The organism is Bacillus sp. FSL P2-0069, from assembly GCF_038593315.1.
In the GTDB taxonomy this organism is placed as follows: Bacteria; Bacillota; Bacilli; order Bacillales; family Bacillaceae; genus Bacillus; species Bacillus safensis.
This window is the reverse complement of sequence record NZ_CP151984.1, coordinates 1,801,127-1,823,689: the sequence shown is the minus strand read 5'-3', so window position 1 is coordinate 1,823,689 and position 22,563 is coordinate 1,801,127. Positions and strand designations below refer to the sequence as shown.

Here is a 22,563-nt window from a genome sequence, read left to right as displayed (position 1 = left end):
TGTCATTTTTTCAATTGATTCAACATGGATCAATGTAGAAAGAATAATCTTTATATTAACTTATGCTCAAATGGTTTCCGCTCTTTCTCGAATGACAATCATTAGCAGTAAAAGGAAGTGAAAATGGTGGGGACAACTACTTTATGTGAAGCCTGTCAAAAAAACGAAATGAATGTTGTAGAAGCGTCTGATGAACCGAAACAGCCTTATCACTTAGCCGTTCTCCGTTCTCCATTCTCCTAACCAATTTTTACTGCACGATGATTTTTATGGAGAGGACGGACAGGCTTTCCAATCAGAGAAGGACGTCATCGTCACCAAAAGTGAGAAAGCACCAACATTACACGTCGTTAGGCATGATTTGGCGTCTTTAATAGACTTTTCAATTACTAGATGGTTTCTTGAGGATGATGTCATCGATGCGCTGAAACAGCACGACCGGCAAAAAATCTTGGATTCTGTTCATAGTAGGTTTTATGAAACGGAGCATGCCGAAGTGAAATCACGAATGTTAGAAATCGCAGCTGATGTTCTAGGTACAGTTGCCGCTGAATGGGTAAGAGAACTTTTGGATCAGGCGGACGAAGAATTCCTTTATCCGCTTTTGTGGGCAGCAGCCAGCTGTTTGCCAGAAGATGAGGGATTACACCATATATTGAAAAAAATGAAATCGATCAGTGAAAAAGAATTGCCGTTAGAGGCTTTTATTTGCCTGCACCGTTTCCGTTCTCACAAAATATTGGATTGGATGGAGTCAAATTGCACCCATTTTCACGATCAGTGGGGAAGGCTGGCAGCCGTCAGCTGTCCAACCTGGGAAAGAATGAAATCTTGGCTAAACAAAGGAAGACCTTTCTGCTTCATTGCACTAGATACAATGGCAAACTGTGCAAAAGGGAATGGACCGGCTCTTGTGGAACAATTTTCACCTAAAATCCTTAAAACTGATAAAAATGAAGTAGAGAAGATTTTACATGATGTTAATCAAAAAGATCAGGTTCCACGAGTGAAAATGAAAGTGTCCAAAATCTTGGAGAACAAACAAGACATATTTGAATAAGCCCTTTTATTGGCTGACTCCCGTTTGAACAATTTTCATGCGGCATTTCACTTTTACATCCGCATCAGGATAAATGTCTTGCCATTTTTCTGGTGTCATTGCCTTGTCTTTTGATCTATATCTAAGGCCCAGTCCAAGCGGGTCTATGTTTTGCTTTTTAAAGGACTGTACAAGATCTTCTCCTTGCTGAGTGATACGTTTTTCAACTTCTTTTTCGACTTGGTCCAATATATTCGGTTTATCGATTTTTTTGGACTTCATGAATTCTTTTAATTCGCCTTTTAGTTTGATATCTATCGTGATATGAGGCTTTTTTGTTAGGTTTTTCGTCGGTTTGATCTGGTAAGACACATGTGATTTGATATTTTCAATGACAACATGAGTCTTCGCTCGATCTTGCAATTGAAACTCATAGATGCCATTTTTATGATTTTCAATCATCGCTTTAAATGTGAACGTGTCTTCTCCTGGAATATGACCCACCATTTTTTCTTGATCAAATAGAGCAACGCCCGAGACCTTGATGGCATTGCTTGTTCTTTCAATGTAAGGGAGATAAGCATCGACCCCTTTTGCCATCATCTGATTCATAAAAATATGCTGATTTGTGACTGGCTCATTGCCATTTCGCATATTTTGCGCTAACAGATCAGAGAGATATACACCTATATTTAAGTTCGTTTGATTCATTTTTGTGTATAATAATTCTTCGACTTCTCCGCCAACAATCGCAAACACTTGGCGTGAACCAATAATAGGATCACGATAAATGTAATTCATTAAATCGATCATGCCGACTTCTTTTGCTAACTTTTCACTGACTAAAATAACGAGCACCTGGCCCATAACCACCGGAAAAGGCGATTTTTCTGACACGAGAAATTGGATATTACTAATCGTGTTTGACTTTGCACTTAATATTTGATAGCTGCCTTGCTCTTCACTTTTAAAGACGGGAAAGACAAAAAAGCCCTTCATTTCGCCATCTTCCATTAAATCAAATCCTGCCGCCTGAGAGATATTTAATTCATCTAATAGCCGGGGCTGTGCACAGCTAGTTAACAAAAGACTAAACAACATAAGACCTATGAGTACATACTGTTTCATGTTCGTTTTTTCACCCACCTTTTTTTCAGCATCAGTCCAATGACCATACAGACAATCAATCCATAGATCAGAATGAATCCGCTATATTCCACCCATTGATTAAAGGTTTCAAAAGAAGTTGCACCGGCAAAAAACGAAAACATGATCAGAATGAGAATGCTGAGACCGATTAAATTGACGCGCTGGCTTGTATGAAATACTTGTTTCGCCATTCGGCTCGCAGCCCATAATGGAATCGCGATATTTGGAATAATAAGAAGCAGCCAAAGAGACACTTCAATAAATTCAAAGCGCTGAATGAAGGGAAGTTTCACAATGCTTGTTAACGTCAATGTTGGCCATTTTGTTAATTTAAGCTGAGCACTCGAATAATACGCAATGGATACGAGAAAGACAAGTAAATTTAAGCATGTCGTGAATAATGCTCCCATGTGGGCAAATTTTTGTGACGTTTGTGCTTTTTTAATAAAGGGATAATAGACAAGCAGCGTTCCAAAACCAAACATGGGTAAGGAGGCATCTTTGAGACCCATTACCAGCTGCGAGAATGTATGATCAAACATTGGAAACATAAAGCGAATGTGACTATATTTCATGACGTAAAAGCAAATAAACGTCATCCAATATGTGAGTATAATGCTAAAAAACGCCCATCCTGCAATGGTTCTAAAGCCGCCGGTATGAATGTAATACACTAGCACAAGCAGTACAGCAGCAAACAAAAAACCCGGAATTTCTTTAAACAGCCACACATGGATTACATCCATATAATGGACGAGGACAGTAAGCGACAAACATGAAAAGTATAAGATGTAGAGAATATTGAATAATTGCCCAATCCATTTACCAAATACGAATTTTGTAATATGAACAAATTCATCCGAAGGAGCCTTTTTAAACATCAAGTAAATCAGAAAGATCATCACATTGACACTGATGCCAGAAATTAGAATGGCGATCCATCCGTCATTATTCATGGAACGGACAAGGTTCGTTTGAAAGTTTAAAATGCCGACACCTACTTGATTGGCATTAATGAGAAAAAACACAAAAAAAGGGGATATTTGAAATTTCTCTTTGACAGAAGAAGAGCTCATGCCTTCACTTCCTTATTCATAAAAATCATTTTTCCCCTTCCGGCCTTGCTTAGGCTTTGGCTGGTGAATGGTTCTATTTTGTCCGCGTAAATTATCCGGCCTTTTATTCAAAAAGCGAAGCTGAGGGCGAATCAAACTGCTCTTTAAATCAGCTAGACGAGGTGGATAAATGGGTTCAAGGTATGGCTGCCCAATAGTGGTTAATTTCATCAAATGGGTGATCAGAAAAGCGCCCATCAGTGAAATTCCTAAGGCTCCCCAAACCTGTGCTGCAAATAGAAAAGGGAACCTCAAAAGCCGGATGGCATTTCCCATTTTATAGATCGGGGTGACAAAGGAAGCTAGAGCAGACAATGCCACAATAATCAGCAGGATATTACTTGTTAAGCCCGCTGCCACCGCCGCCTGTCCAATGACGATCCCGCCAACAATCCCGAGTGTTTGTCCTACCTTTGTCGGAAGCCTGGATCCAGCCTCTCTTAGTAATTCAATCGAAATCTCTAAAAATAGTGCCTCAATGATCGGAGGAAATGGCACAAGATAGCGCGAGGACACAATGGTTTCTAATAAATCCTTTGGGATCAGCTCATAATGAAAGGTTAAAACGGCTACATATAAAGGTGTCGCAAAAATGGAAAATATCACAGCAAATATGCGTAACAGCCTAAAGCAAGAAGCCGCAATCCATGACATATTATAGTCTTCCATAGTGGAAAAATACTCAAGTAAAATAGTCGGGGCAAGCAAGACATGAGGCGAACCATCCACTAATATGGCAATTTTCCCTTCTGATAAGCCTGAAGACACGCGGTCGGGTCTTTCTGTATTCAAAAACAACGGAAAGATCGTATTGGACACATCATAAAGCATTTGAGCAAGGTAATTCGCATCTGAAATCTGATCATAATTAACGTCCTCAATTCGCTGAAGAACCGTTTCGATGTTTTCCGGGTTGGCGATTTCTTCAATATATAACACGGCTACTTTTGTTTGAGACAGCGTACCAACCGTCTTTTCCTCAACTTTCAGGTTAGGCGTCGGCAGCCGCCGCCTGACCAAATTTAAATTGGTATCTAAAACCTCCACAAATGCTTCCTGAGCACTGATAATGCCAAATTCAATCTCAGGCGGACCTACTTGTCTGCCTTTCTTTTCTTCAATCGGCAAAAGAAGCGTTTTGCCCCAGTCTGTCTCAAGTCTAATGGCAATGCTGCCCCGGTGAAGGGCTTCTTCCACTTTTTGAAGATCGCTCGTGATGACAGCCTGCTCAATGGGAATTCGTTCTTTCAGCTCTTCAAGAGTGGGTGTCAGATGCAGTTGTTTGAGGGAGGGGAGGATTTGTTCATGTAGAAGATGTCCATTAATTAACGAACGAAAAAAGGAAATCCTATACAGGAAATCTCCATTTCGAGACAGCTCATTTGTAAAATCAGCAGAACGTGATAATGCTTCAAATACTGAATTTGAGTCCTTGTGTTGTTTGTTTTTCTTCAGCATTTGAACCAGCTCCTTCGGCGATTTGCCTCTATTATCTAACCAATTGTCTAAAGATATGCATGAAAAAAAGCGTTCAGCTTGATGGGCTGGACGCTTTTTTTCCATATAGAACGGCTTCTAATAATAAATCAGCTAAATGGACCGCGCGCATGCTCGGCGAGTGCCCTGAGCGTTTGATGCCTGCTGCCATTTGTAGCTGACAGCCTGGATTAGATGTAACGATGGCAGCCGCCTTTGTTTGGCTGGCTTCTGTCATTTTATGATCTAAAATTTGCATTGACATCTTTGGCTGCAAGATGTTGTAAATGCCAGCTGAACCGCAGCACCGGCCCGCATCCTTCATTTCTTTAGATGATACACCCTGAATGGCCTTCATCAGCACCCGTGGCGCATGCTGTACACCCATTCCGTTCCGCAAATGACAAGAATCTTGGTAAGTGATGACTTGCTCTGGCAAAGCAAGCGGCATGCGGCGGTGAAATTCCAGCTCCACTAAAATGTCTGATATATCCGTGATTTTCTTTGAGAAGTCTTCACTTCGCTTTTGAAAATCCGGATCATCGCAAAGCAAATGATCGTAATCACTTAAAAAAGCGCCACAACCGCCCGCATTCATGACAATGGCATCCGCATCTATCTCTTCAAAAGCTTCAATATTCCGCTTTGCTAACTGTTTCGCTTGTTCTTTTTCACCGCTATGGCCATGGAGCGCTCCGCAGCACGTCTGAATAGGAGGAACGAAGACGTCACAGCCTGCCAGCTGCAAAAGCTGGATGGTTGCTTCGTTTGTACTGGAAAAAACCGTGTCCATTAAACAGCCAGTAAAAAAGGCGACCCGTTTTCTCGCTGGGCCGGCGGCTTTGTATTCCGTCAAACGGCTTTTCTGTTGACGCGGCACCTTTGGAAGCGCCTGTTCCATCAGGCGTAAGTGCGGTGGAAGCACCTTCAGCATGCCAGTTTTGCGGGCTGCCGTTTGCAGACCAGATGTTTGATAAAATCGAAGAAGTCCTGCCGCTTTCCGCATTCGGCTCTGTGAAGGAAAGAGACCTTTAAACACTACACGTCTTACAAGTTTGACAGGGATGGATTGTTTTTTGTGCTGCTGAATGATGTCTCTTGCATCTTCAAGTAACCGTCCATATTTAACGCCGGAAGGGCAGACCGGTTCACATGCACGGCAGCCAAGACAAAGATTCAGCGAATGCTCGACATCTTCATCTGGCTCAATGACGCCGTCTCTCACCGCCTTCATTAAAGCAATTCGGCCGCGGGGAGAGTGTGTTTCTTGCTGACCAGATTCAATATAAGTCGGGCAGGAAGGAAGGCAGAATCCGCAGCGCATGCAATTGAGCAGCTCTTTTTCGTCCATTTGCTGCTGAAATGCTTGCTGAATCTCTGTTTGTTTAGAACTCATGAGACCACCACCCGCTTTCTTGCGGCTTTTCCAAACACTTTATCAGGGTTCATGATATTTTCCGGGTCAAGCGCTTGTTTGATCGCTTTCATTGCCGCAATGCCTTCTTTTTTAACCTTTAGTTCTAAGTAAGGGGCTTTCATAAGACCCACGCCATGTTCACCCGTAATGGTGCCGCCAAGTGAGACTGCTTTTTCAAAAATGGCCTGAAAGGCTTCTTCCACCCGTTTCATTTCTTCTTCATTTCTTGCATCTGCTGCACAAGTAGGATGCAAATTGCCATCACCTGCATGACCAAATGTACAGATTTTCACATCGTACTCTCTCGCAATGTCTTCGATCGCCCGCACCATGCTGGCAATTTCAGACCGGGGGACTGTGGCATCTTCTAAAATGGTCGTCGGGCTTAACCGGGCGAGAGCTGATAAAGCAGATCGTCTCGCTGTTAAAAGGGCATTGGCCTCTTCTTCAGAATGTGCGATATTCACTTCTTTTGCACCGTGCTGCTGGCACACTTTTGCGATGCGCTGCATATCACGGGCAACCGCCTCAGGATGGCCGTCTTGTTCGATTAACAGCACCGCTTGAACGTCAGTCGGCAAACCGATTTTTGCAAAGTCTTCAACGACTTCCAAAGTCGGCTGATCCATAAATTCTAATGTGGCGGGGATGATACGCTCTGCAATAATCGCCGACACTGAAGCGGCGGCTTCCTCTAAACTTTCATATAAGCAAAGCATCGTTTGTTTTGTTTCTGGAAGCGGCAAAAGCTTCAGCGTGGCTTCAGTGACAATCCCGAGCGTTCCTTCTGAACCTACGAACAAACGGGTCATATCATACCCAGCCACGTCTTTTGCAAGCTTGCCGCCTGTTTTGATGATATCACCGTTTGGCAGAACGACTTCAAGTCCAAGTACATAATCTCTTGTCACTCCATACTTTAATCCCCGGAGACCACCTGAATTTTCATTAATATTTCCGCCTAATGTAGAGATTTTCATAGAGCTTGGATCAGGTGGATAGAAGAGGCCTTTCGCCTCTACTTGGCGAATGAGTTCCTGTGTGATCAAACCAGGCTGCACCGTTGCTGTCAGGTTTTCTTCATCTATTTCTATTAATTGGTTCATTCTTGTAAACAGCATCACAAGTCCGCCTTGAGTGGGACATGTGCCTGCACAAAGGTTCGTTCCTGATCCTCTTGGCACGATCGGAATGTTATATGAGGAGCAGAGCCGGACAATTTGCTGGATTTCCTCAGCCGCGTGCGGGCTTACGATGACATCTGGCATATGCTGAAAATTTGGTGTTGCATCATAAGAGTAGGCAAGCCGATCGGCTTTACTGTCCTGCATGAAAGACGCACCGACAATCTTTTTTAATTGATTTAAAAATTCAGAATGTAACATACGCATTCAACTCCTATTGATAAGACGTATCGTTTCTTTCAGTATAAAAAAAGAATCGCCTCATGCCTATGGACGATTCTACAAAATATCGGGCTGTTCGCTTCGTTTTTTTGGATCATGATCTAATAACATGAAAGCTAAATAAAAGAGCATTGCATCTTGCATACGCTTTGGATCAAGTGTCGTTAAATCTTGGATGCGTTTTAGCCTGTAATGCAGTGTATTGATATGGACATGCATCGCTTCTGCTGTATATTTCAATGAGCAATCTGATGTCATAAGCACCCGCAATGTTTTCACTAATTCAGGATAGGGGAGAAGAGGGGCGATTGTTCGATCAAGAAACACTTCTTTTGTTTCCTGACTCACTTCCTCCATAAAAAGTTCAAGCGTTAAATCTTCATCAAATACAATCGGTGTATCAGCATGTGCCATTTTTAATGCTCGAAAGGCTTGTTGAAAGGATTGCTTCATCAAATGAGCAGCTGCTGGTTTGCCTGCTCCAATCAAAACCCCCTGTGTGCCCCGCGCCGTAAGGGAGGCATGGATGTGAAACAGGCGCTGCTGCAAGGCTTTACGATCATCTGCTGTTGTCTGCAGCATGAGCAAAAAACGGGCATGCCCCCAGCGGACGATGATCTCCTGACTAGTGAGATGCAGCGTTTCCTTCCATTCTTTGTATTGATTCTGCTTCATAAATGATTCATCCTGACAATCGATCAGAACAACTGCGCGCTCCTTATTGATATCAAGCTGGAGCCGCGACGCTTTTTCAGTGAGATCAATCGCTGTCTCTGGCAGATGAAGCCAGTCGAATACAAACGCTTCGAGCTGACGTTCATCCGTTTCAGTTTCTTGAAAAAATTCATGTTCATGAATAAGCAGCTCGGTCATTTTTCTTAATATTTCGCCAAAAGGAGACACATGTACAGGATCTCCTGTCATTCCAATGACCCCGATGACCTCTTGCTTAAAATAAATAGGCAGATTGATGCCAGCTTTGACACCTTTCATGTGCTGCTGGTCATCCTTTGTGAGAATTCGTTTCTGTCCTTCAAAAGATGTCAGATACGCTCCTTCATGAAATTGTCCAACGCGTTCTGGATCTGTTGCTGCAATGATGGTGCCGTTTGTTTGTGCGATGATGATTTCCTCAGTCAGCACCTTTTTAACCTCGTCTACGATTTTTTCTGCCAGTGTCATTGTGAGCAAAACGTACCCCTCCGAGATGTTTCTTTTGACACTATCATACCATCATATGCTAGGACATATCTTTCTTTTCATGAGTTATGCTAAAATAATAAACACACATGAAGGAGAAGAAAGGAGACATAGCCATGTCACTGCAAAATCGCTTACAAGACTTACTAAAAGAAGGACAGGCGCTGACCGACTTTGAATATGATGAAGCGGCGCGCCGCAATTGGACATTAGAAGGGGCGAGAATAAAAGAAGAAGCCCGTTTTGGCGATGTATATATAGAGCGTGTAGACAAGGAATCAGAGAACATGATTCAAACAGAAAACGTCTCATTTCTAAACACACCGCTTACATATGTGAAAAAACATCAAAAAGAATTCATTTATATCGAATCCAAGTGGTTTGATGTCGTGAAAGTGGATGGCTTGGCCATTGAATGGGATGAAGTGTTTCAAACGTATACCGTCCTATTCGGTTTAAAACGTCCTAAAAAAGACACGAATATTCTAAAGGACATGCTATCGCCATTAAATGGTGCTCAGCTTCAATTTAATGGACAAGATGGCTTATTTGATGTGAATTTGCAGCTTCTTGAGCTTGAGGATATCCACGAAGATACGGCTTTCATTGACGTCATCTCGGCCGTGTATCGATTTTTATTCCGTATGATCATGCAGCTTGAAATCAATGAATCAAAAAACGGCTCAAATTCCTGAGCCGTTTTTTTGTCCATCTATTCATTCGATGAAGGTGTGACAAACCGTACATCATGCTCTTTTCCATATTGAAGATAATCTTCATTTGGCTCCTGATTGGTCACGACGATATCAATCTCGTGCAAATCACAAAACGTGGTCAAGGCGTAATGATCGAATTTGCTATCATCCACTAATAAAAAGGTTTTGGCACTTTTTTGAACAAGCGTCTTTTTAATATCGGTTTCAAGCGGAGACGAATTCGTGACGCCGTGATCAATGGATAAACCAGTTGATGCGATAAAGGCTTTATTGACATTGTAAGCTTTTAAGCGCTCAACACTTTGATAGCCAACGAAAGAATTCGTTTTTCTTTCAAGCATCCCGCCAGTGGAAAAGATGGTGAGATTTTCATAAGGCATCGCCTGTGTAATGAAATCCACATTATTGGTCACAATGGTCACTTGTTTCTCAGTCAAATAGGGGAGCATCTCAAGCGTTGTCGTACCAGAATCAATAAAAATCATATCCCCGTTTTCCACAAAAGCGGCAGCCGTCTGACCGATCAATTGCTTTTTACTGAGCTGACGGATCTTTCGCTCCTGATACACCACTAACGTTGAGTGGTTCACAGCCACTCCGCCATACACTTTTTTGAGCACGCCAGACTCGACCAATGCCTGTACATCTCGGCGTATCGTGTTTTTTGAGACACCAAAATGCGCCACAAGCTCATCAAGTGAGGCAGATTCCCGGTCAAATACATACTCTTTGATTTGTTGAATCCGTTTTGTTTTTATCATACTTCATATCCCCAATCAATCCGAATGTCCTTTTTCCATTATACCAATAAATTCTCTTACTGGGATTAGGTCAATTGATTCTCTTTTCTCCTTTGATATAAAAGCGTATGATAGAAAAAAGAACGAAACTAGAAAGGACTTTCACTTCTATGAATCAATCAAACAACCCATTTTCAAAGCTTGCGAATTTTAGAGAAGTAGGGGGACTTCAAACAACAGATGAGATGGTAATCAAGCAAGGAATGATTTATCGATCCGCAGACTTATCCCGTTTGACGAAACAAGACATCGAGATATTTTCAGCACTTGGGATTCAAACCGTTTGCGACCTCCGTACAGCCTCAGAACGTAAATCACATCCAGCAAAGATCAAGGAACACGACAAAATCGTTCATATTCCGATGCAGCCTGACAGTAAGATGCCGAGTAAATGGACCATGTTTCGTATGCTGGTAGCAGAAGGGAAGTCTCTCTCATTTACACCGATCATGAAAGATTTATATCAAAGCATGCTGACAGAGCGTAAAGAAGAGATTCGGCAGCTGTTCACACTGCTTTCAGATCAAAGCCATTACCCGCTGATGCTTCACTGCACAAGTGGCAAGGACCGTACAGGTTTTTTATCTGCCCTGATTCAGTTAACAGCAGGTGTACCGCTGGCTGTCGTTTTAAGTGAATATATGCGTTCCAATGAAGGCGTGCAAATGCTCGTCAGAAGGCAGGAACGATTTGTCCGATTGATGAGTTTATACCGGGTGTCAAAAGAACAAATTCAGCCGCTTGTCGGTGTGCAGCAAGATTATCTTGAAGATGTGCTGCACGAAATGCTGGAGACATACGGGAGTGCAGAGCAGTATTTAATTGAAGCCTGCAAAGTCCCTGAAGCTCAGCTCAATGAAATGAAAAACATTCTGCTTACACCATCTGCTGGCATTCCATCACAAAAAGCGGAATAAACTTAAGGTGAGGTGATGCAAAACATGCTGAAAAAGATCAGTATGACAGTTTTAACACTGATGTTGATGTTTGTATTTTTATTGATTCCTTCTAGCAGTCTAGCTGCTCGCCTAGTGCCAAAAGGAAAGCTTGAGAGCACAAGAGAGATGCGCGCGGTATGGATTGCATCGGTTTATAACTTAGATTGGCCCTCAAAGAAAGGGCTGCCCGTAGCAGAGCAGAAACAAGAGTTTATTCGTTTGTTAGATGAGATCAAAGCGATGAATATGAATGCCGTCATTATGCAAATTAAACCAACAGCAGATGCCTTTTATCCTTCAGCATACGGGCCGTGGTCAGAATATTTGACTGGAACACAAGGGAAAGATCCGGGGTACGATCCGCTTGAGTTTATGATCGAAGAAGCTCATAAACGCGGCCTTGAATTTCACGCTTGGTTTAACCCTTACCGAATCACAATGAATCATACTGATCTCAGCCGTTTGTCTGCCGATCACCCTGCAAGACAACATCCTGATTGGACGATTGCGTATGGTAATCAGCTTTATTACAATCCTGGTATTCCTGAAACTCAGGACTTCATTATCGGCGGTATAGAAGAAGTTGTGAAAAACTACGATATTGATGCAGTACATATGGATGATTATTTTTATCCATATAAAATAGCCGGTGTCCCGTTTCCAGATCAAGAAACGTATGAAACATATGGAAAAAAAGCATTTACTCATATAGAAGATTGGCGAAGAGATAATGTGAACCAGCTCGTGAAGCAAATCAATGACACCATTAAAAAAGAGAAACCGTATGTGAAATTTGGTATTAGTCCATTCGGGGTATGGCGCAACATAAAAGATGACCCGACTGGTTCAAACACCACAGCAGGAATGACCAACTACGATGATTTGTATGCTGATACAAGAGAGTGGATTCAGCAGCACGATATTGATTATGTTACTCCGCAAATTTACTGGAGCATCGGCTTTCAAGCTGCCGCTTATGATGTGCTGACGAAATGGTGGTCAAATGAGGTGAAAGGGGAGCCGGTTCACCTGTACATCGGTCAGGCGGCATATAAAATTAATCAAAACAGTGATCCTGCTTGGTCTGACCCGGAAGAATATTTTAGGCAGATTGAGCTGAACAGGCAGTCACAGCTCGTGCAGGGAAGCATGCATTTCAGCCTGAAGGATCTCAATCGCAACCCTTTGAATGTAAAGGATCGATTGATAGAAGAGTCATACCGCAAACCAGCTCTCATTCCAGAAATGCCTTGGCTTCATCAGAAAGCACCTAAAAAACCAATCATTCAATCTGTGAAAAAGACATCGGATGGTGCGGCTTTACAAATCAAAAATGATCATTCTACCGTATCCTATTATGCAGTCTATCGATTAACAAATAAAGGAACATATGAATTACTGCAAACATTTAGAAAAGAAAAAGGCGCCATAACAACGATTAAAGACCTCCCAGTCAATCAAAAGAAAATGGATACTTACAAGATTACGGCTCTTAATCGTCTTCATCACGAAAGCAAGCCTTCTACAAAAATAGTGAAATAACAGAAAAAGCATGAATGAGGATTTTTCTTCAATCATGCTTTTTTTCTATTATTTCTTGTTTTAATTTTCTGAATTCAATCAAGCTTGGCATGAAGCAGCTGCTTGATTAATAAATATGATAGAAAAGAGCCAAAGGGGGAAACAAGATGGATTTTGAATTAACGAAAGAACAACAAATGATCCGCCAGATGGTCAAAGATTTCGCCAAAGCAGAAATTGCACCACTCGCTCAAACCATTGATGAACAGGCCGTATTCCCAGCCAAAACGTTTCAAAAAATGGGGGAGCTCGGCTTTATGGGCATCCCCTTTCCAGAGAAATACGGCGGCTCAGGAGGAGATACGATATCGTATGCACTGGCTGTAGAAGAAATCGGAAAACAGTGCGGTAGTACAGGTCTTAGCTATGCTGCAGCCGTCTCCTTAGGCGCAAGCCCGCTTTATTATTTCGGTACAGAGGAGCAAAAGATGGACCACCTTGTCCCGCTGGCTTCTGGAACAGCACTCGGCTCCTTTGGATTAACAGAACCAAACGCAGGATCAGATGCAAAAGGGACAAAAACAAAAGCAGTCAAAGACGGACAAGAATATGTCATCAGCGGGGAGAAGTGCTGGATCACAAACGCCAATTTTGCCAGAACCATTATCGTCACTGCAGTCTCGGATCATGATGAAAACGGCCGCCCAATCATCTCCGCCTTCATTGTGGAGAAAGGGCAAAAAGGGCTGACCATTACAAATCCATATGACAAAATGGGCGTGCGCGGTTCAGATACAGCAGAAATCATTTTAGACGGTGTACGTGTACCAGCCCAGAATATTTTAGGAGACCCAACGAAAGGCTTTAAACAATTTTTATATACATTAGACGGGGGACGCATTTCAATTGCTGCGTTATCAGTTGGTATCGCACAAGCTGCACTAGATGCTTCGCTCTCGCATGCAAAAGAAAGAAAGCAATTTGGGCAGACCCTTTCTTCCTTCCAAGCGATTCAGTTTAAGCTGGCAGATATGGCGATGCAAATAGAGCTTGCCAGACAAATGGTGTGGAAAGCCGCTTGGCTGAAAGATCACGGCAAGCCGTTTACAAAAGAAGCTGCCTATGCCAAACTCTTCGCTTCTGAAATGGCGACAAAAGCAAGTCTTGATGCTGTTCAAATTCACGGGGGAACAGGCTACATGAAAGAATGTGGTGTAGAACGGCTTGTGAGAGATGCCAAGCTAATGGAAATTGGAGAAGGGACCTCTGAAATTCAGCGTCTAGTCATCGCAAGACAACTGTTAGCGTAATCCGATAATGAAAACGCTTACCATCAATGGAGGAGGAAAGCCATGATGTCGATTCATCCACAGACAATCGGCTCGTTATTAAAAGAGAAAAGGGATCAGCATCCAGCACATGAAGCCATTGTGTATCCAGAACGTTCTTTACGTTATTCATATGAAGCGTTTTATCGAGAAGTCAAGGAAACCGGAAAAGGTCTTATGGCATTAGGTGTTCAAAAAGGCGATCATATCGCCATCATGGTGCCCAATGTACCCGAATGGCTCATGCTGCAATTCGCCTGCGCGTCGATTGGAGCCGTTCTCGTCACCGTGAATACAAACTTTCAATCACAAGAACTCGCTTATTTACTCAAGCACTCTGATAGCAGCATGCTGTTTATCGTAGACGGGTTTAAAGAGACATCCTATGTCAAAATGCTTGAAGAACTCATACCGGAGCTTCAAAACGCTCATCAAGGAGAGATCACATCCTCATCTTTTCCTTATTTAAAAAGTGTCGTCTATATAGGTGAGCACACGCCAAAGGGCATGCGCAGCTGGAACAGTATTCACGCAGCTGCTAAAAGAACAGAGGATCATGAGTGGGAGAAACGAATGGATGAGCTTGCACCGGATGACGTCATTAATATGCAATATACCTCAGGCACAACCGGCTATCCAAAAGGAGTCATGCTCAGCCATACAAACATTGTCTGCAATGCCAGCCAAATCGCAGATTGTATGAAGCTCACCCAAAAGGACCGAATGTGTATCCCTGTTCCTTTCTTTCATTGCTTTGGATCCGTCCTTGGCGTGCTTGCATGTCTCACAAAAGGAGGAACGATCATTCCAATTGAATCCTTCCACCCAGAGCGAGTTCTTCAAACCGTAGAAAAAGAGAAGTGCACCGTCCTTCACGGCGTCCCGACAATGTTCATTGCAGAGCTCGACCATCCGAATTTTCACCAATACGATCTGTCCACATTACGAACGGGCATTATGGCAGGATCTCTTTGCCCATCCCATGTGATGAAGGCCGTCATTGAACAAATGGGACTGAAGGAGCTTACGATTGCCTACGGACAGACCGAAAGCTCTCCTGTCATTACCCAAACAAGAACGGATGATTCATTTGAAAGGCGGGTTCAAACGGTCGGCCGGGCGCTTCCTCACATTGAAGTGAAAATCACCGTTCCAGGCACACCGGAGGAAGTACCAAGAGGAGAACAAGGCGAGCTGTGTACAAGAGGTTATCATGTGATGAAAGGCTACTATAAAAATGAAGAAGCCACAGATGAAGTGATTGATCAGGACGGCTGGCTTCATACGGGTGATTTAGCAGAGATGGATGAGGACGGCTATGTGAAAATCACAGGACGGCTGAAAGATATGATCATTAGAGGCGGGGAAAATGTATACCCAAAAGAGATTGAGGACGTTCTTTATACTCATCCGGACATTCTTGATGCACAGGTCGTTGGTATACCTGACGAGACGTATGGAGAAGAAGCCGCCGCATTCATTCGGCTCAAGCAAGGCAGGGCGGTGACGATTGAGACACTCACCAGCTATTGTCAGTCGCAAATGGCACGCTACAAAATTCCTAAATATTTTTTCATCACTGACGAGTATCCAATGACTGCATCAGGGAAGATTCAAAAATTTCGTCTGAAAAAGCAGGCGCTTGATCTAATAAAGGAGTGAAGGCAGCAATGTTTCAAAAAGTACTGATTGCAAATCGAGGCGAAATTGCCCGGCGAATTATTCGAACGTGTAAAAGGCTCGGGATCTACACCGTCGCCGTTTATTCAGAAGCAGATCAACATGCACTTCATGTGCAAGAAGCAGACAGCGCCTATCCGATTGGAGGCGCGAAAGTATCTGAAAGCTATTTAAACATGGAAGCAATCATTAGGGCAGCCAAACAGACAAATACAGATGCCATCCACCCAGGATATGGCCTCTTATCAGAAAATGCAGCCTTTGCAGAACGCTGCCGCAGCGAAGGAATCGCCTTTATTGGCCCATCCGCACAAGTCATTCAGCGAATGGGGAATAAAATTGAAGCAAGAAAAACGATGGCTCAAGCAGGTATCCCCATTGTACCAGGCGTTTCAGCTCCGCTGCATGATGCAGAAGAAGGGGTCAGTCAAGCGCAGTCACTCGGTTATCCGATCATGCTCAAGGCATCAAGCGGGGGCGGAGGAATTGGCATGCAGCTCGTGCAAAATGACGATGAGCTGTACAGGGCTTTTGAAGGGAATCAAAAAAGAGCGCAAAGCTTTTTCAACGATGGGACGCTGTATATGGAAAAGGTCATTGAAAACGCGCGTCACATTGAAATTCAGGTCCTTTTTGATTCCTTCGGCCATGGGGTCCACTTATTTGAGCGCGACTGTTCACTCCAGCGAAGACATCAAAAAATCATTGAAGAAGCACCAGCCGCCTGTCTCGAAGAATCGGTGAGACATCAAATGGGGGAGATGGCCGTCAAAGCAGCCAAAGCGATTGGGTATGAAAATGCAGGAACGATTGAATGTTTAGTCGATCAGCATCAACAATTTTATTTCCTAGAAATGAACACGAGATTACAAGTAGAGCATCCTGTCACAGAAGAAATTACAGGCATTGACCTTGTTGAGGAGCAGCTGAAAATCGCTGCACGTGAGCCGCTTTCCTTTAATCAGGAGGATATTCATCAAATCGGTCATGCCATCGAGGTTAGAATTTATGCGGAAGATCCCGTCACCTTTTATCCATCACCAGGAACAATCACTCGGCTCTCCACACCTGAAGCTCCGTATATCCGTCATGAGTCAAGTGTGACAAATGGAAGCCTCATTACCCCTTTTTACGATCCAATGATTGCGAAAATGATCGTTTACGGTGATACGCGAAAACTTGCAATAGAACGATTAAAAGGGGCATTACAAGCATATGAAATAGAAGGGATCAAAACCAACTTACCGCTTTTAAGGGAAATGGCCGGATCTTCTGCTTTCTTACAAGGCAGCATCACAACCGATTTTCTCATGAAAAAAAGGGAGGGAAACCGTTCATGAAAACTGTCACGATTCAAATGGCCGGAAACTTATGGAAGCTTCTTGTGAAACAAGGCGATGAAGTGCAAAAAGGACAGGAGGTTGCCATCTTAGAATCAATGAAAATGGAGATTCCGATCGTTGCTGAAGAGACCGGAACCATCAGCAAAGTGCATAAGGCAGAGGGAGAGTTTGTCGATGAAGGAGAGGTTCTTCTAGAACTGACAGAATAGGAGGGAGCCAGATGGCATTACCAAAGAGTGTGATTATCAGGGAGGTCGGCCCGCGGGACGGACTGCAAAATGAATCAGTCTGGCTGGACACAGGCGAGAAGCGAACGTGGATTGACCTGCTCGCAGCAGCCCAGCTCCCTTATATTGAAGTCACATCATTTGTTCATCCTAAATGGGTTCCAGCCTTAAAAGATGCCAAAGAACTCACCCAATCCTTTAACAAAAAAGACGACATCACCTATGCAGCACTCATTCCCAATGAAAAAGGCTTAGCTCATTTTTTTGAAGCCAATCTTGACACAGGCGCTATGTTTATCTCTTCGAGTGAAACACATAACAAGAAAAATATGAATCAATCCATCCATGAAACACTTCCTGTTATCAAACAAATGACAGCTGATTTAAAAGCAGCAGGAAAAAACACGCGCGCGTATATTTCCACTGTGTTTGGCTGCCCGTATGAAAAACAAGTGCCAATGGATCAAGTCCTCCGGTTAACGGAGATTTTGCTTTCTTATGGCATTGATGAAATATCTCTCGGTGACACCATCGGTGAAGCCCATCCGCTTCAAGTAGAAAGGCGCTTAGACATTTTACTTGAACGTTTTCCTGCTGATAAAATCGCTCTTCATTTTCATGATACGAAGGGGATGGCTCTTGCCAATATTTATACGGCATTAAAAGCAGGGATTACCATATTTGACTCCTCCAGCGGCGGGCTTGGCGGATGTCCTTATGCACCTGGTTCCAGCGGAAATGTGGCGACAGAAGATGTGGTGCATATGCTTCAAAAACTAGGAATTGAGACAAATATTCACCTTCCTGCATTAATTAAAGCGGCAGAATGGATTGAAGCAAAAGTAGATCGAACCCTGCCTAGTCACTGTTTACGCGCTTTTCACTCTCAGACTACTTCATAAAGGATGAATAACATGACATCATTGGTCCATTTTTCGATACAAGATGAACAGATCGGCATCATGACCTTAAACAGGCCAGAACAAGCGAATTCCCTATCTGCTCTAATGCTGGAGGAGATCAATCAAATCATTCAAGAAATCAAACACGATGAAAGCATTCGCTGTCTGCTCATTACAGGAGCCGGTTCTAAAGTCTTTTGCGCTGGAGCAGATTTAAAAGAACGACGATTGATGACAGAAGCAGAAGCAAAAGGCGCTGTTCTTTCGATTCAGCAAACGTTTATCGAGATTGAATCTATTCCTGTACCTGTCATTGCAGTGATGAACGGACACGCACTAGGCGGAGGACTTGAGCTCGCGCTCGCTTGTGATCTCCGCATTGCACGAGCCGGAGCAAGACTCGGCCTGCCAGAAACAGGACTAGCTATCATACCAGGAGCCGGAGGGACGCAGCGGCTTCCGCGCCTCATTGGACTCGGTAAAGCAAAAGAACTTATTTTCACAGGCGCATCATTACAAGCAGAAGAAGCCATTCAAATTGGGCTGATTGAGCATATCTCTGTAGCAGATTCCCTCATGAACGATGCCATCTCTCTTGCAATACAAATCATCAAAAATGGCCCGCTTGCCTTAAAAGAAGCGAAACAAGCGATTCAATCAAGCCTTGATCACGATTTGCATACAGGTTTGACAAAGGAATACGAAGCCTATCTACGGCTCATTGAGACAGAAGATCGAACGGAAGGTCTTCAAGCCTTCCAAGAAAAACGCACGCCTCAATACAGAGGCAGGTAGCAAGAAAGGGGAATGGGTATGATCGAAGAATATGAACTGAAAAAACAACGGATTGTAAAAGGCGGGGCTGAGCGATACCATCAAAAAAACAAAGAAAAAGGAAAATTGTTCGTCCGTGACCGCCTCCAGTTGTTATTAGATGAAGATTCTTTCATTGAGGATGCCATGTTTGCCGAGTGTCAAGATGAACATTTACCAGCAGATGGTGTTGTCACAGGGACGGGGCGGATGAATGGGCAGACTGTTTGCGTCATGGCAAATGATTCTACCGTCAAGGCAGGATCATGGGGCGTCAAAACGGTAGAAAAAATCATTAGAATCCAGGAAACAGCCGAAAAGCTCAACTGCCCAATGCTGTATTTAGTTGACTCTGCGGGTGCTAGAATCACCGATCAAATCGCCATGTTTCCAGGCAGAAGAGGCGCAGGCCGCATTTTTTATAACCAGGTGAAGCTGTCTGGACGTATTCCGCAAATTTGTTTACTATTTGGTCCTTCGGCAGCCGGAGGTGCTTACATTCCTGCTTTTTGTGACATCGTCGTCATGGTCGAAGGGAATGCCTCAATGTACTTAGGCTCACCGCGAATGGCCGAAATGGTGATTGGAGAGAAAGTATCACTTGAAGAAATGGGCGGGGCAAAAATGCATTGCAGCATTTCTGGATGCGGCGATATTTTAGCAAAAACAGAGGAAGAAGCCATTCAAACCGCCCGCACTTATTTAACTTACATGCCTGCCAACTATACAGAAAAACCAAAACGGGCAGCCGCAATCGCACCTAAACCATCAGAGATCACCCTCCAGGACCTTATCCCTAAGGGGCAGAATACCCCTTTTGATATGTATCAGCTCATTGATTTACTTATTGATGAAGGATCATTTTTTGAAATCAAAAAGCTGTTTGCCGCAGAATTGATCACAGGCTTTGGCCGTATGAATGGTCAGCCTGTCGGTCTTATTGCCAACCAGCCGAGGGTAAAAGGCGGCGTTTTATTCCATGACTCAGCCGACAAAGCCGCTAAGTTTATTCAGCTATGTGACGCCTTTCATATTCCACTCCTTTTCCTTGCCGATATACCGGGGTTTATGATCGGAACAAAAGTGGAACAAGCAGGCATTATCAGGCACGGGGCGAAAATGATTTCCGCCATGTCAGAGGCAACCGTTCCGAAAATATCCGTCATTGTTCGTAAAGCATACGGTGCAGGTTTATATGCAATGGCAGGGCCAGCCTTTGAACCGGACTGCTGTCTCGCACTTCCATCAGCACAAATTGCTGTCATGGGGCCAGAAGCCGCTGTAAATGCTGTCTATGCGAATAAAATTGCCGAACTGCCTGCTGAGGAAAGAGCAGCATTTATTCAAGAGAAACGCAAGGAATACCAGGAAGACATGAATATATATGAGCTTGCCTCTGAAATGATTGTCGATGGTGTCATCCCATTTGACCATTTGCGAGATGAGCTTTGTCATAGATTACAAGCCTATACCTCTAAAGAGATGACATTTACAAGACGAAAACACCCGGTTTATCCGGTCTAAAGGGGGCGGCCTCATGATGAACCTAAAACCAGCGTGGATACCCGAAGAACAGATGATGAAACAAACACGCCTTTACAAATGGATGCATTCACTTGGTTTTTCTACTTATGATGCGTTCTATCAAGCTAGTATCGAGCGGACCGATTGGTTTTGGAGAGAAGCCGAAAAGGCGGTCGGCATCGTGTGGAAGGAGCCCTATGAAGCCGCATTAGGCCAAGATTCATTCATGTGGCCCAATTGGTATAAAGGCGGCCGGCTCAACGTGGTCGAAACGGCTGTTGACAAATGGGCAGAGAATGAAGAAACCCAGCATCAACCAGCTGTGATGTGGAGAAATGAAGCGGGGGAAGAGAGAAGATGGACGTTCCTCGAACTTCAAGAAAAGGTCAATCGTCTCGCTGCTGGTTTTTTGAAGAAGGGAATACAAAAAGGGGATGTAGCGGTCATTTATATGCCGATGCTTCCGGAAACGGCTGCTGTCATGCTTGCCTTTGCAAAGATTGGTGTCATCTTTAGCCCGGTTTTTTCTGGCTATGGAAGCGAGCCTCTTGCCGTACGTATTCGTGCATCAGGTGCAACCATTGTCGTCACAGGCTCAAGCGTGACGCGCCGGGGAAAGACGATCAACATGCGTAAATGTGCGGCAGAAGCGATCGACAAAACCAAGACTGTCCAAACAGTCATTGTACATGCTTCCTCTTCTACTGGATATAAAGAGGATATTCAGCTAAACGATTTGTTAAAAGAGGAACCACTGAGTAAAACGACTTATCTTTCAAATGAAGATCCACTTATGATCTTATACACGTCTGGAACAACCGGTACACCAAAAGGGGCTGTTCATACACACGCAGGCTTTCCTGTAAAAGCGGCTTTTGATGCCGGTCTTTGTATGGACGTTGCAAAAGGAGATCGTTTGTTTTGGCTCACAGACATGGGATGGATGATGGGGCCCTTTCTCGTCTTTGGCGGCTTGATCAATGGAGCTGCAATTGTTTTATATGACGGCGCCCCCGATTATCCAGATGAACAGCACCTTTGGTCATTCATCCACGAGCAAAAAGTCACCCATTTTGGACTTTCACCTACTTTTGTTCGATCTGCGATGCAGCAAAACCTTTCAGACATTGAGCTGCCGCATGTGAAAGCCATCATATCTACAGGTGAACCGTGGAATGAAGCACCATGGCAATGGCTTTTTGACACCATTGGTCAAAAGCACATTCCAATCTTAAATTACTCAGGGGGAACAGAGGTTTCTGGCGGTATTGTAGGAAGTACGCTGCTTCGTCCAATCAAACCGATCCTTTTTAATGCGGCAATCTTAGGAATGGCGGCAGATGTGTATAATGAGGCAGGAGAGAGCGTTCTGAATGAGGTAGGGGAGCTTGTTGTGAAAAAGCCGTGGGTCGGCATGACATGTGGATTTTGGAAAGATCCGGAGCGATATGAAGACACCTATTTTAAACGATTTGATGGGGTGTGGACGCACGGTGATTGGGTGATGCAATCAGAGGATGGCTCATTCCATATCACGGGCAGATCGGATGATGTCATTAATACAGCAGGTAAACGCATTGGTCCAGCTGAAATTGAATCCATTCTTGTCGGGCATCCAGCCGTACATGAGGCTGCTGTGATTGGAGTAAAGGATGAGGTGAAGGGAGAAGCACTAGTTTGTTTCATTGTGGCCAGTTCACAGACTTTTGAAGAAGCAGCACTCATTCAAGAGCTCAAAATACATGTTGGTTCATATGCGGGAAAAGCGCTCACACCAAAGGAAATTCATCTCATTTCAGCTTTACCGAAAACAAGAAACGGAAAAATCGTCCGGCGTTTATTAAAAGGAGCTTATGAACAGCAGCCTTCACCAGATCTTTCGTCTCTAGATAATCCTGATGTGTATAACAGCATTTGCGAATACTTGAAAAGAAAACAAAGTCCATAAAAAAAGACAGGAGAGCATCCT

At 43.7% G+C, this 22,563-nt stretch carries 19 protein-coding genes; 12 read left to right on the top strand and 7 right to left on the bottom strand.

What is annotated here, in order from left to right:
- Window positions 1–361 precede the first annotated feature (361 nt).
- A complete protein-coding gene (locus tag NSQ34_RS09180; protein WP_254001727.1) occupies window positions 362–1,060 on the top strand; it encodes a hypothetical protein in 699 nt (232 codons plus the stop codon).
- Window positions 1,061–1,066: 6 nt separating this feature from the next.
- On the opposite strand, the gene NSQ34_RS09175 is transcribed toward NSQ34_RS09180, so the two are convergent.
- The 6 genes from NSQ34_RS09175 to NSQ34_RS09150 all read right to left on the bottom strand — a co-directional run bounded on the left by NSQ34_RS09175 (window position 1,067) and on the right by NSQ34_RS09150 (window position 8,793).
- A complete protein-coding gene (locus tag NSQ34_RS09175) occupies window positions 1,067–2,167 on the bottom strand; it encodes a Ger(x)C family spore germination protein (protein ID WP_046311370.1) in 1,101 nt (366 codons plus the stop codon).
- Window positions 2,164–3,264 (bottom strand): GerAB/ArcD/ProY family transporter, encoded by a 1,101-nt coding sequence (locus tag NSQ34_RS09170; RefSeq protein WP_041117651.1) that lies wholly within the window; start codon window positions 3,262–3,264, stop codon window positions 2,164–2,166. The genes NSQ34_RS09175 and NSQ34_RS09170 overlap by 4 nt, the downstream gene beginning before the upstream one ends.
- A 12-nt stretch (window positions 3,265–3,276) precedes the next feature.
- Entirely contained in the window at window positions 3,277–4,761 is a 1,485-nt protein-coding gene (locus tag NSQ34_RS09165; protein WP_098677260.1) for a spore germination protein, read from the bottom strand.
- Window positions 4,762–4,834: 73 nt separating this feature from the next.
- Window positions 4,835–6,175 (bottom strand): (Fe-S)-binding protein, encoded by a 1,341-nt coding sequence (locus NSQ34_RS09160; RefSeq protein WP_098677245.1) that lies wholly within the window; start codon window positions 6,173–6,175, stop codon window positions 4,835–4,837.
- Window positions 6,172–7,581 (bottom strand): glycolate oxidase subunit GlcD, encoded by a 1,410-nt coding sequence (gene glcD, locus NSQ34_RS09155; RefSeq protein ID WP_098677246.1) that lies wholly within the window; start codon window positions 7,579–7,581, stop codon window positions 6,172–6,174. The genes NSQ34_RS09160 and glcD overlap by 4 nt, the downstream gene beginning before the upstream one ends.
- A gap of 78 nt (window positions 7,582–7,659) precedes the next feature.
- Window positions 7,660–8,793, bottom strand: a complete 1,134-nt coding sequence (locus NSQ34_RS09150) for a sugar diacid recognition domain-containing protein (protein ID WP_342501076.1) — start codon at window positions 8,791–8,793, stop codon at window positions 7,660–7,662.
- Between the two features lie 125 nt (window positions 8,794–8,918).
- Between NSQ34_RS09150 and NSQ34_RS09145 the strand changes: the two genes are divergently transcribed.
- Window positions 8,919–9,497, top strand: coding sequence for a branched-chain amino acid aminotransferase (locus NSQ34_RS09145; protein ID WP_098677248.1), 579 nt, complete (start codon window positions 8,919–8,921; stop codon window positions 9,495–9,497).
- Between the two features lie 17 nt (window positions 9,498–9,514).
- Here NSQ34_RS09145 and NSQ34_RS09140 read toward each other — a convergent pair whose 3' ends face one another.
- Window positions 9,515–10,279, bottom strand: a complete 765-nt coding sequence (locus NSQ34_RS09140; RefSeq protein ID WP_070325915.1) for a DeoR/GlpR family DNA-binding transcription regulator — start codon at window positions 10,277–10,279, stop codon at window positions 9,515–9,517.
- Between the two features lie 149 nt (window positions 10,280–10,428).
- Here NSQ34_RS09140 and NSQ34_RS09135 point away from each other — a divergent pair, with 149 nt between their 5' ends.
- The 10 genes from NSQ34_RS09135 (at window position 10,429) to NSQ34_RS09090 (ending at window position 22,542) form a co-directional block, all read left to right on the top strand.
- Window positions 10,429–11,235: a tyrosine-protein phosphatase gene (locus NSQ34_RS09135; RefSeq protein WP_061109562.1), complete on the top strand. Its 807-nt coding sequence runs from the start codon at window positions 10,429–10,431 to the stop codon at window positions 11,233–11,235.
- A gap of 24 nt (window positions 11,236–11,259) precedes the next feature.
- Window positions 11,260–12,798 (top strand): family 10 glycosylhydrolase, encoded by a 1,539-nt coding sequence (locus tag NSQ34_RS09130; RefSeq protein ID WP_342501075.1) that lies wholly within the window; start codon window positions 11,260–11,262, stop codon window positions 12,796–12,798.
- Between the two features lie 146 nt (window positions 12,799–12,944).
- A complete protein-coding gene (locus tag NSQ34_RS09125) occupies window positions 12,945–14,087 on the top strand; it encodes an acyl-CoA dehydrogenase family protein (RefSeq protein WP_342501074.1) in 1,143 nt (380 codons plus the stop codon).
- 42 nt (window positions 14,088–14,129) lie between these two features.
- Complete coding sequence (locus tag NSQ34_RS09120) at window positions 14,130–15,767, top strand: AMP-binding protein (RefSeq protein WP_342501073.1); 1,638 nt, start codon at window positions 14,130–14,132, stop codon at window positions 15,765–15,767.
- A gap of 8 nt (window positions 15,768–15,775) precedes the next feature.
- The gene (locus tag NSQ34_RS09115) at window positions 15,776–17,125 is read left to right on the top strand and encodes an acetyl-CoA carboxylase biotin carboxylase subunit (RefSeq protein WP_061109558.1); all 1,350 of its coding nucleotides are present in this window, start codon (window positions 15,776–15,778) and stop codon (window positions 17,123–17,125) included.
- Window positions 17,122–17,337, top strand: coding sequence for an acetyl-CoA carboxylase biotin carboxyl carrier protein subunit (locus tag NSQ34_RS09110; protein ID WP_034284022.1), 216 nt, complete (start codon window positions 17,122–17,124; stop codon window positions 17,335–17,337). Before NSQ34_RS09115 ends, NSQ34_RS09110 begins: the two co-directional genes overlap by 4 nt.
- Before the next feature lie 11 nt (window positions 17,338–17,348).
- Window positions 17,349–18,257: a hydroxymethylglutaryl-CoA lyase gene (locus NSQ34_RS09105; RefSeq protein ID WP_098677250.1), complete on the top strand. Its 909-nt coding sequence runs from the start codon at window positions 17,349–17,351 to the stop codon at window positions 18,255–18,257.
- Window positions 18,258–18,269: 12 nt separating this feature from the next.
- Window positions 18,270–19,052 (top strand): enoyl-CoA hydratase, encoded by a 783-nt coding sequence (locus NSQ34_RS09100; RefSeq protein WP_342501072.1) that lies wholly within the window; start codon window positions 18,270–18,272, stop codon window positions 19,050–19,052.
- Between the two features lie 18 nt (window positions 19,053–19,070).
- Entirely contained in the window at window positions 19,071–20,594 is a 1,524-nt protein-coding gene (locus NSQ34_RS09095; RefSeq protein WP_098677251.1) for an acyl-CoA carboxylase subunit beta, read from the top strand.
- A 13-nt stretch (window positions 20,595–20,607) separates the two neighbouring features.
- A complete protein-coding gene (locus NSQ34_RS09090; RefSeq protein WP_342501071.1) occupies window positions 20,608–22,542 on the top strand; it encodes an AMP-binding protein in 1,935 nt (644 codons plus the stop codon).
- Window positions 22,543–22,563 lie beyond the last annotated feature (21 nt).

Bases quoted from the DNA above. Each gene is read 5' to 3' on its own strand.
- NSQ34_RS09175 (WP_046311370.1), bottom strand. From the start codon at position 2,167: ATGAAACAGTATGTACTCATAGGTCTTATGTTGTTTAGTCTTTTGTTA.
- NSQ34_RS09170 (WP_041117651.1), bottom strand. From the start codon at position 3,264: ATGAGCTCTTCTTCTGTCAAAGAGAAATTTCAAATATCCCCTTTTTTT.
- NSQ34_RS09165 (WP_098677260.1), bottom strand. From the start codon at position 4,761: ATGCTGAAGAAAAACAAACAACACAAGGACTCAAATTCAGTATTTGAA.
- NSQ34_RS09160 (WP_098677245.1), bottom strand. From the start codon at position 6,175: ATGAGTTCTAAACAAACAGAGATTCAGCAAGCATTTCAGCAGCAAATG.
- glcD (WP_098677246.1), bottom strand. From the start codon at position 7,581: ATGTTACATTCTGAATTTTTAAATCAATTAAAAAAGATTGTCGGTGCG.
- NSQ34_RS09145 (WP_098677248.1), top strand. From the start codon at position 8,919: ATGTCACTGCAAAATCGCTTACAAGACTTACTAAAAGAAGGACAGGCG.
- NSQ34_RS09140 (WP_070325915.1), bottom strand. From the start codon at position 10,279: ATGATAAAAACAAAACGGATTCAACAAATCAAAGAGTATGTATTTGAC.
- NSQ34_RS09135 (WP_061109562.1), top strand. From the start codon at position 10,429: ATGAATCAATCAAACAACCCATTTTCAAAGCTTGCGAATTTTAGAGAA.
- NSQ34_RS09130 (WP_342501075.1), top strand. From the start codon at position 11,260: ATGCTGAAAAAGATCAGTATGACAGTTTTAACACTGATGTTGATGTTT.
- NSQ34_RS09125 (WP_342501074.1), top strand. From the start codon at position 12,945: ATGGATTTTGAATTAACGAAAGAACAACAAATGATCCGCCAGATGGTC.
- NSQ34_RS09120 (WP_342501073.1), top strand. From the start codon at position 14,130: ATGATGTCGATTCATCCACAGACAATCGGCTCGTTATTAAAAGAGAAA.
- NSQ34_RS09115 (WP_061109558.1), top strand. From the start codon at position 15,776: ATGTTTCAAAAAGTACTGATTGCAAATCGAGGCGAAATTGCCCGGCGA.
- NSQ34_RS09110 (WP_034284022.1), top strand. From the start codon at position 17,122: ATGAAAACTGTCACGATTCAAATGGCCGGAAACTTATGGAAGCTTCTT.
- NSQ34_RS09105 (WP_098677250.1), top strand. From the start codon at position 17,349: ATGGCATTACCAAAGAGTGTGATTATCAGGGAGGTCGGCCCGCGGGAC.
- NSQ34_RS09100 (WP_342501072.1), top strand. From the start codon at position 18,270: ATGACATCATTGGTCCATTTTTCGATACAAGATGAACAGATCGGCATC.
- NSQ34_RS09095 (WP_098677251.1), top strand. From the start codon at position 19,071: ATGATCGAAGAATATGAACTGAAAAAACAACGGATTGTAAAAGGCGGG.
- NSQ34_RS09090 (WP_342501071.1), top strand. From the start codon at position 20,608: ATGATGAACCTAAAACCAGCGTGGATACCCGAAGAACAGATGATGAAA.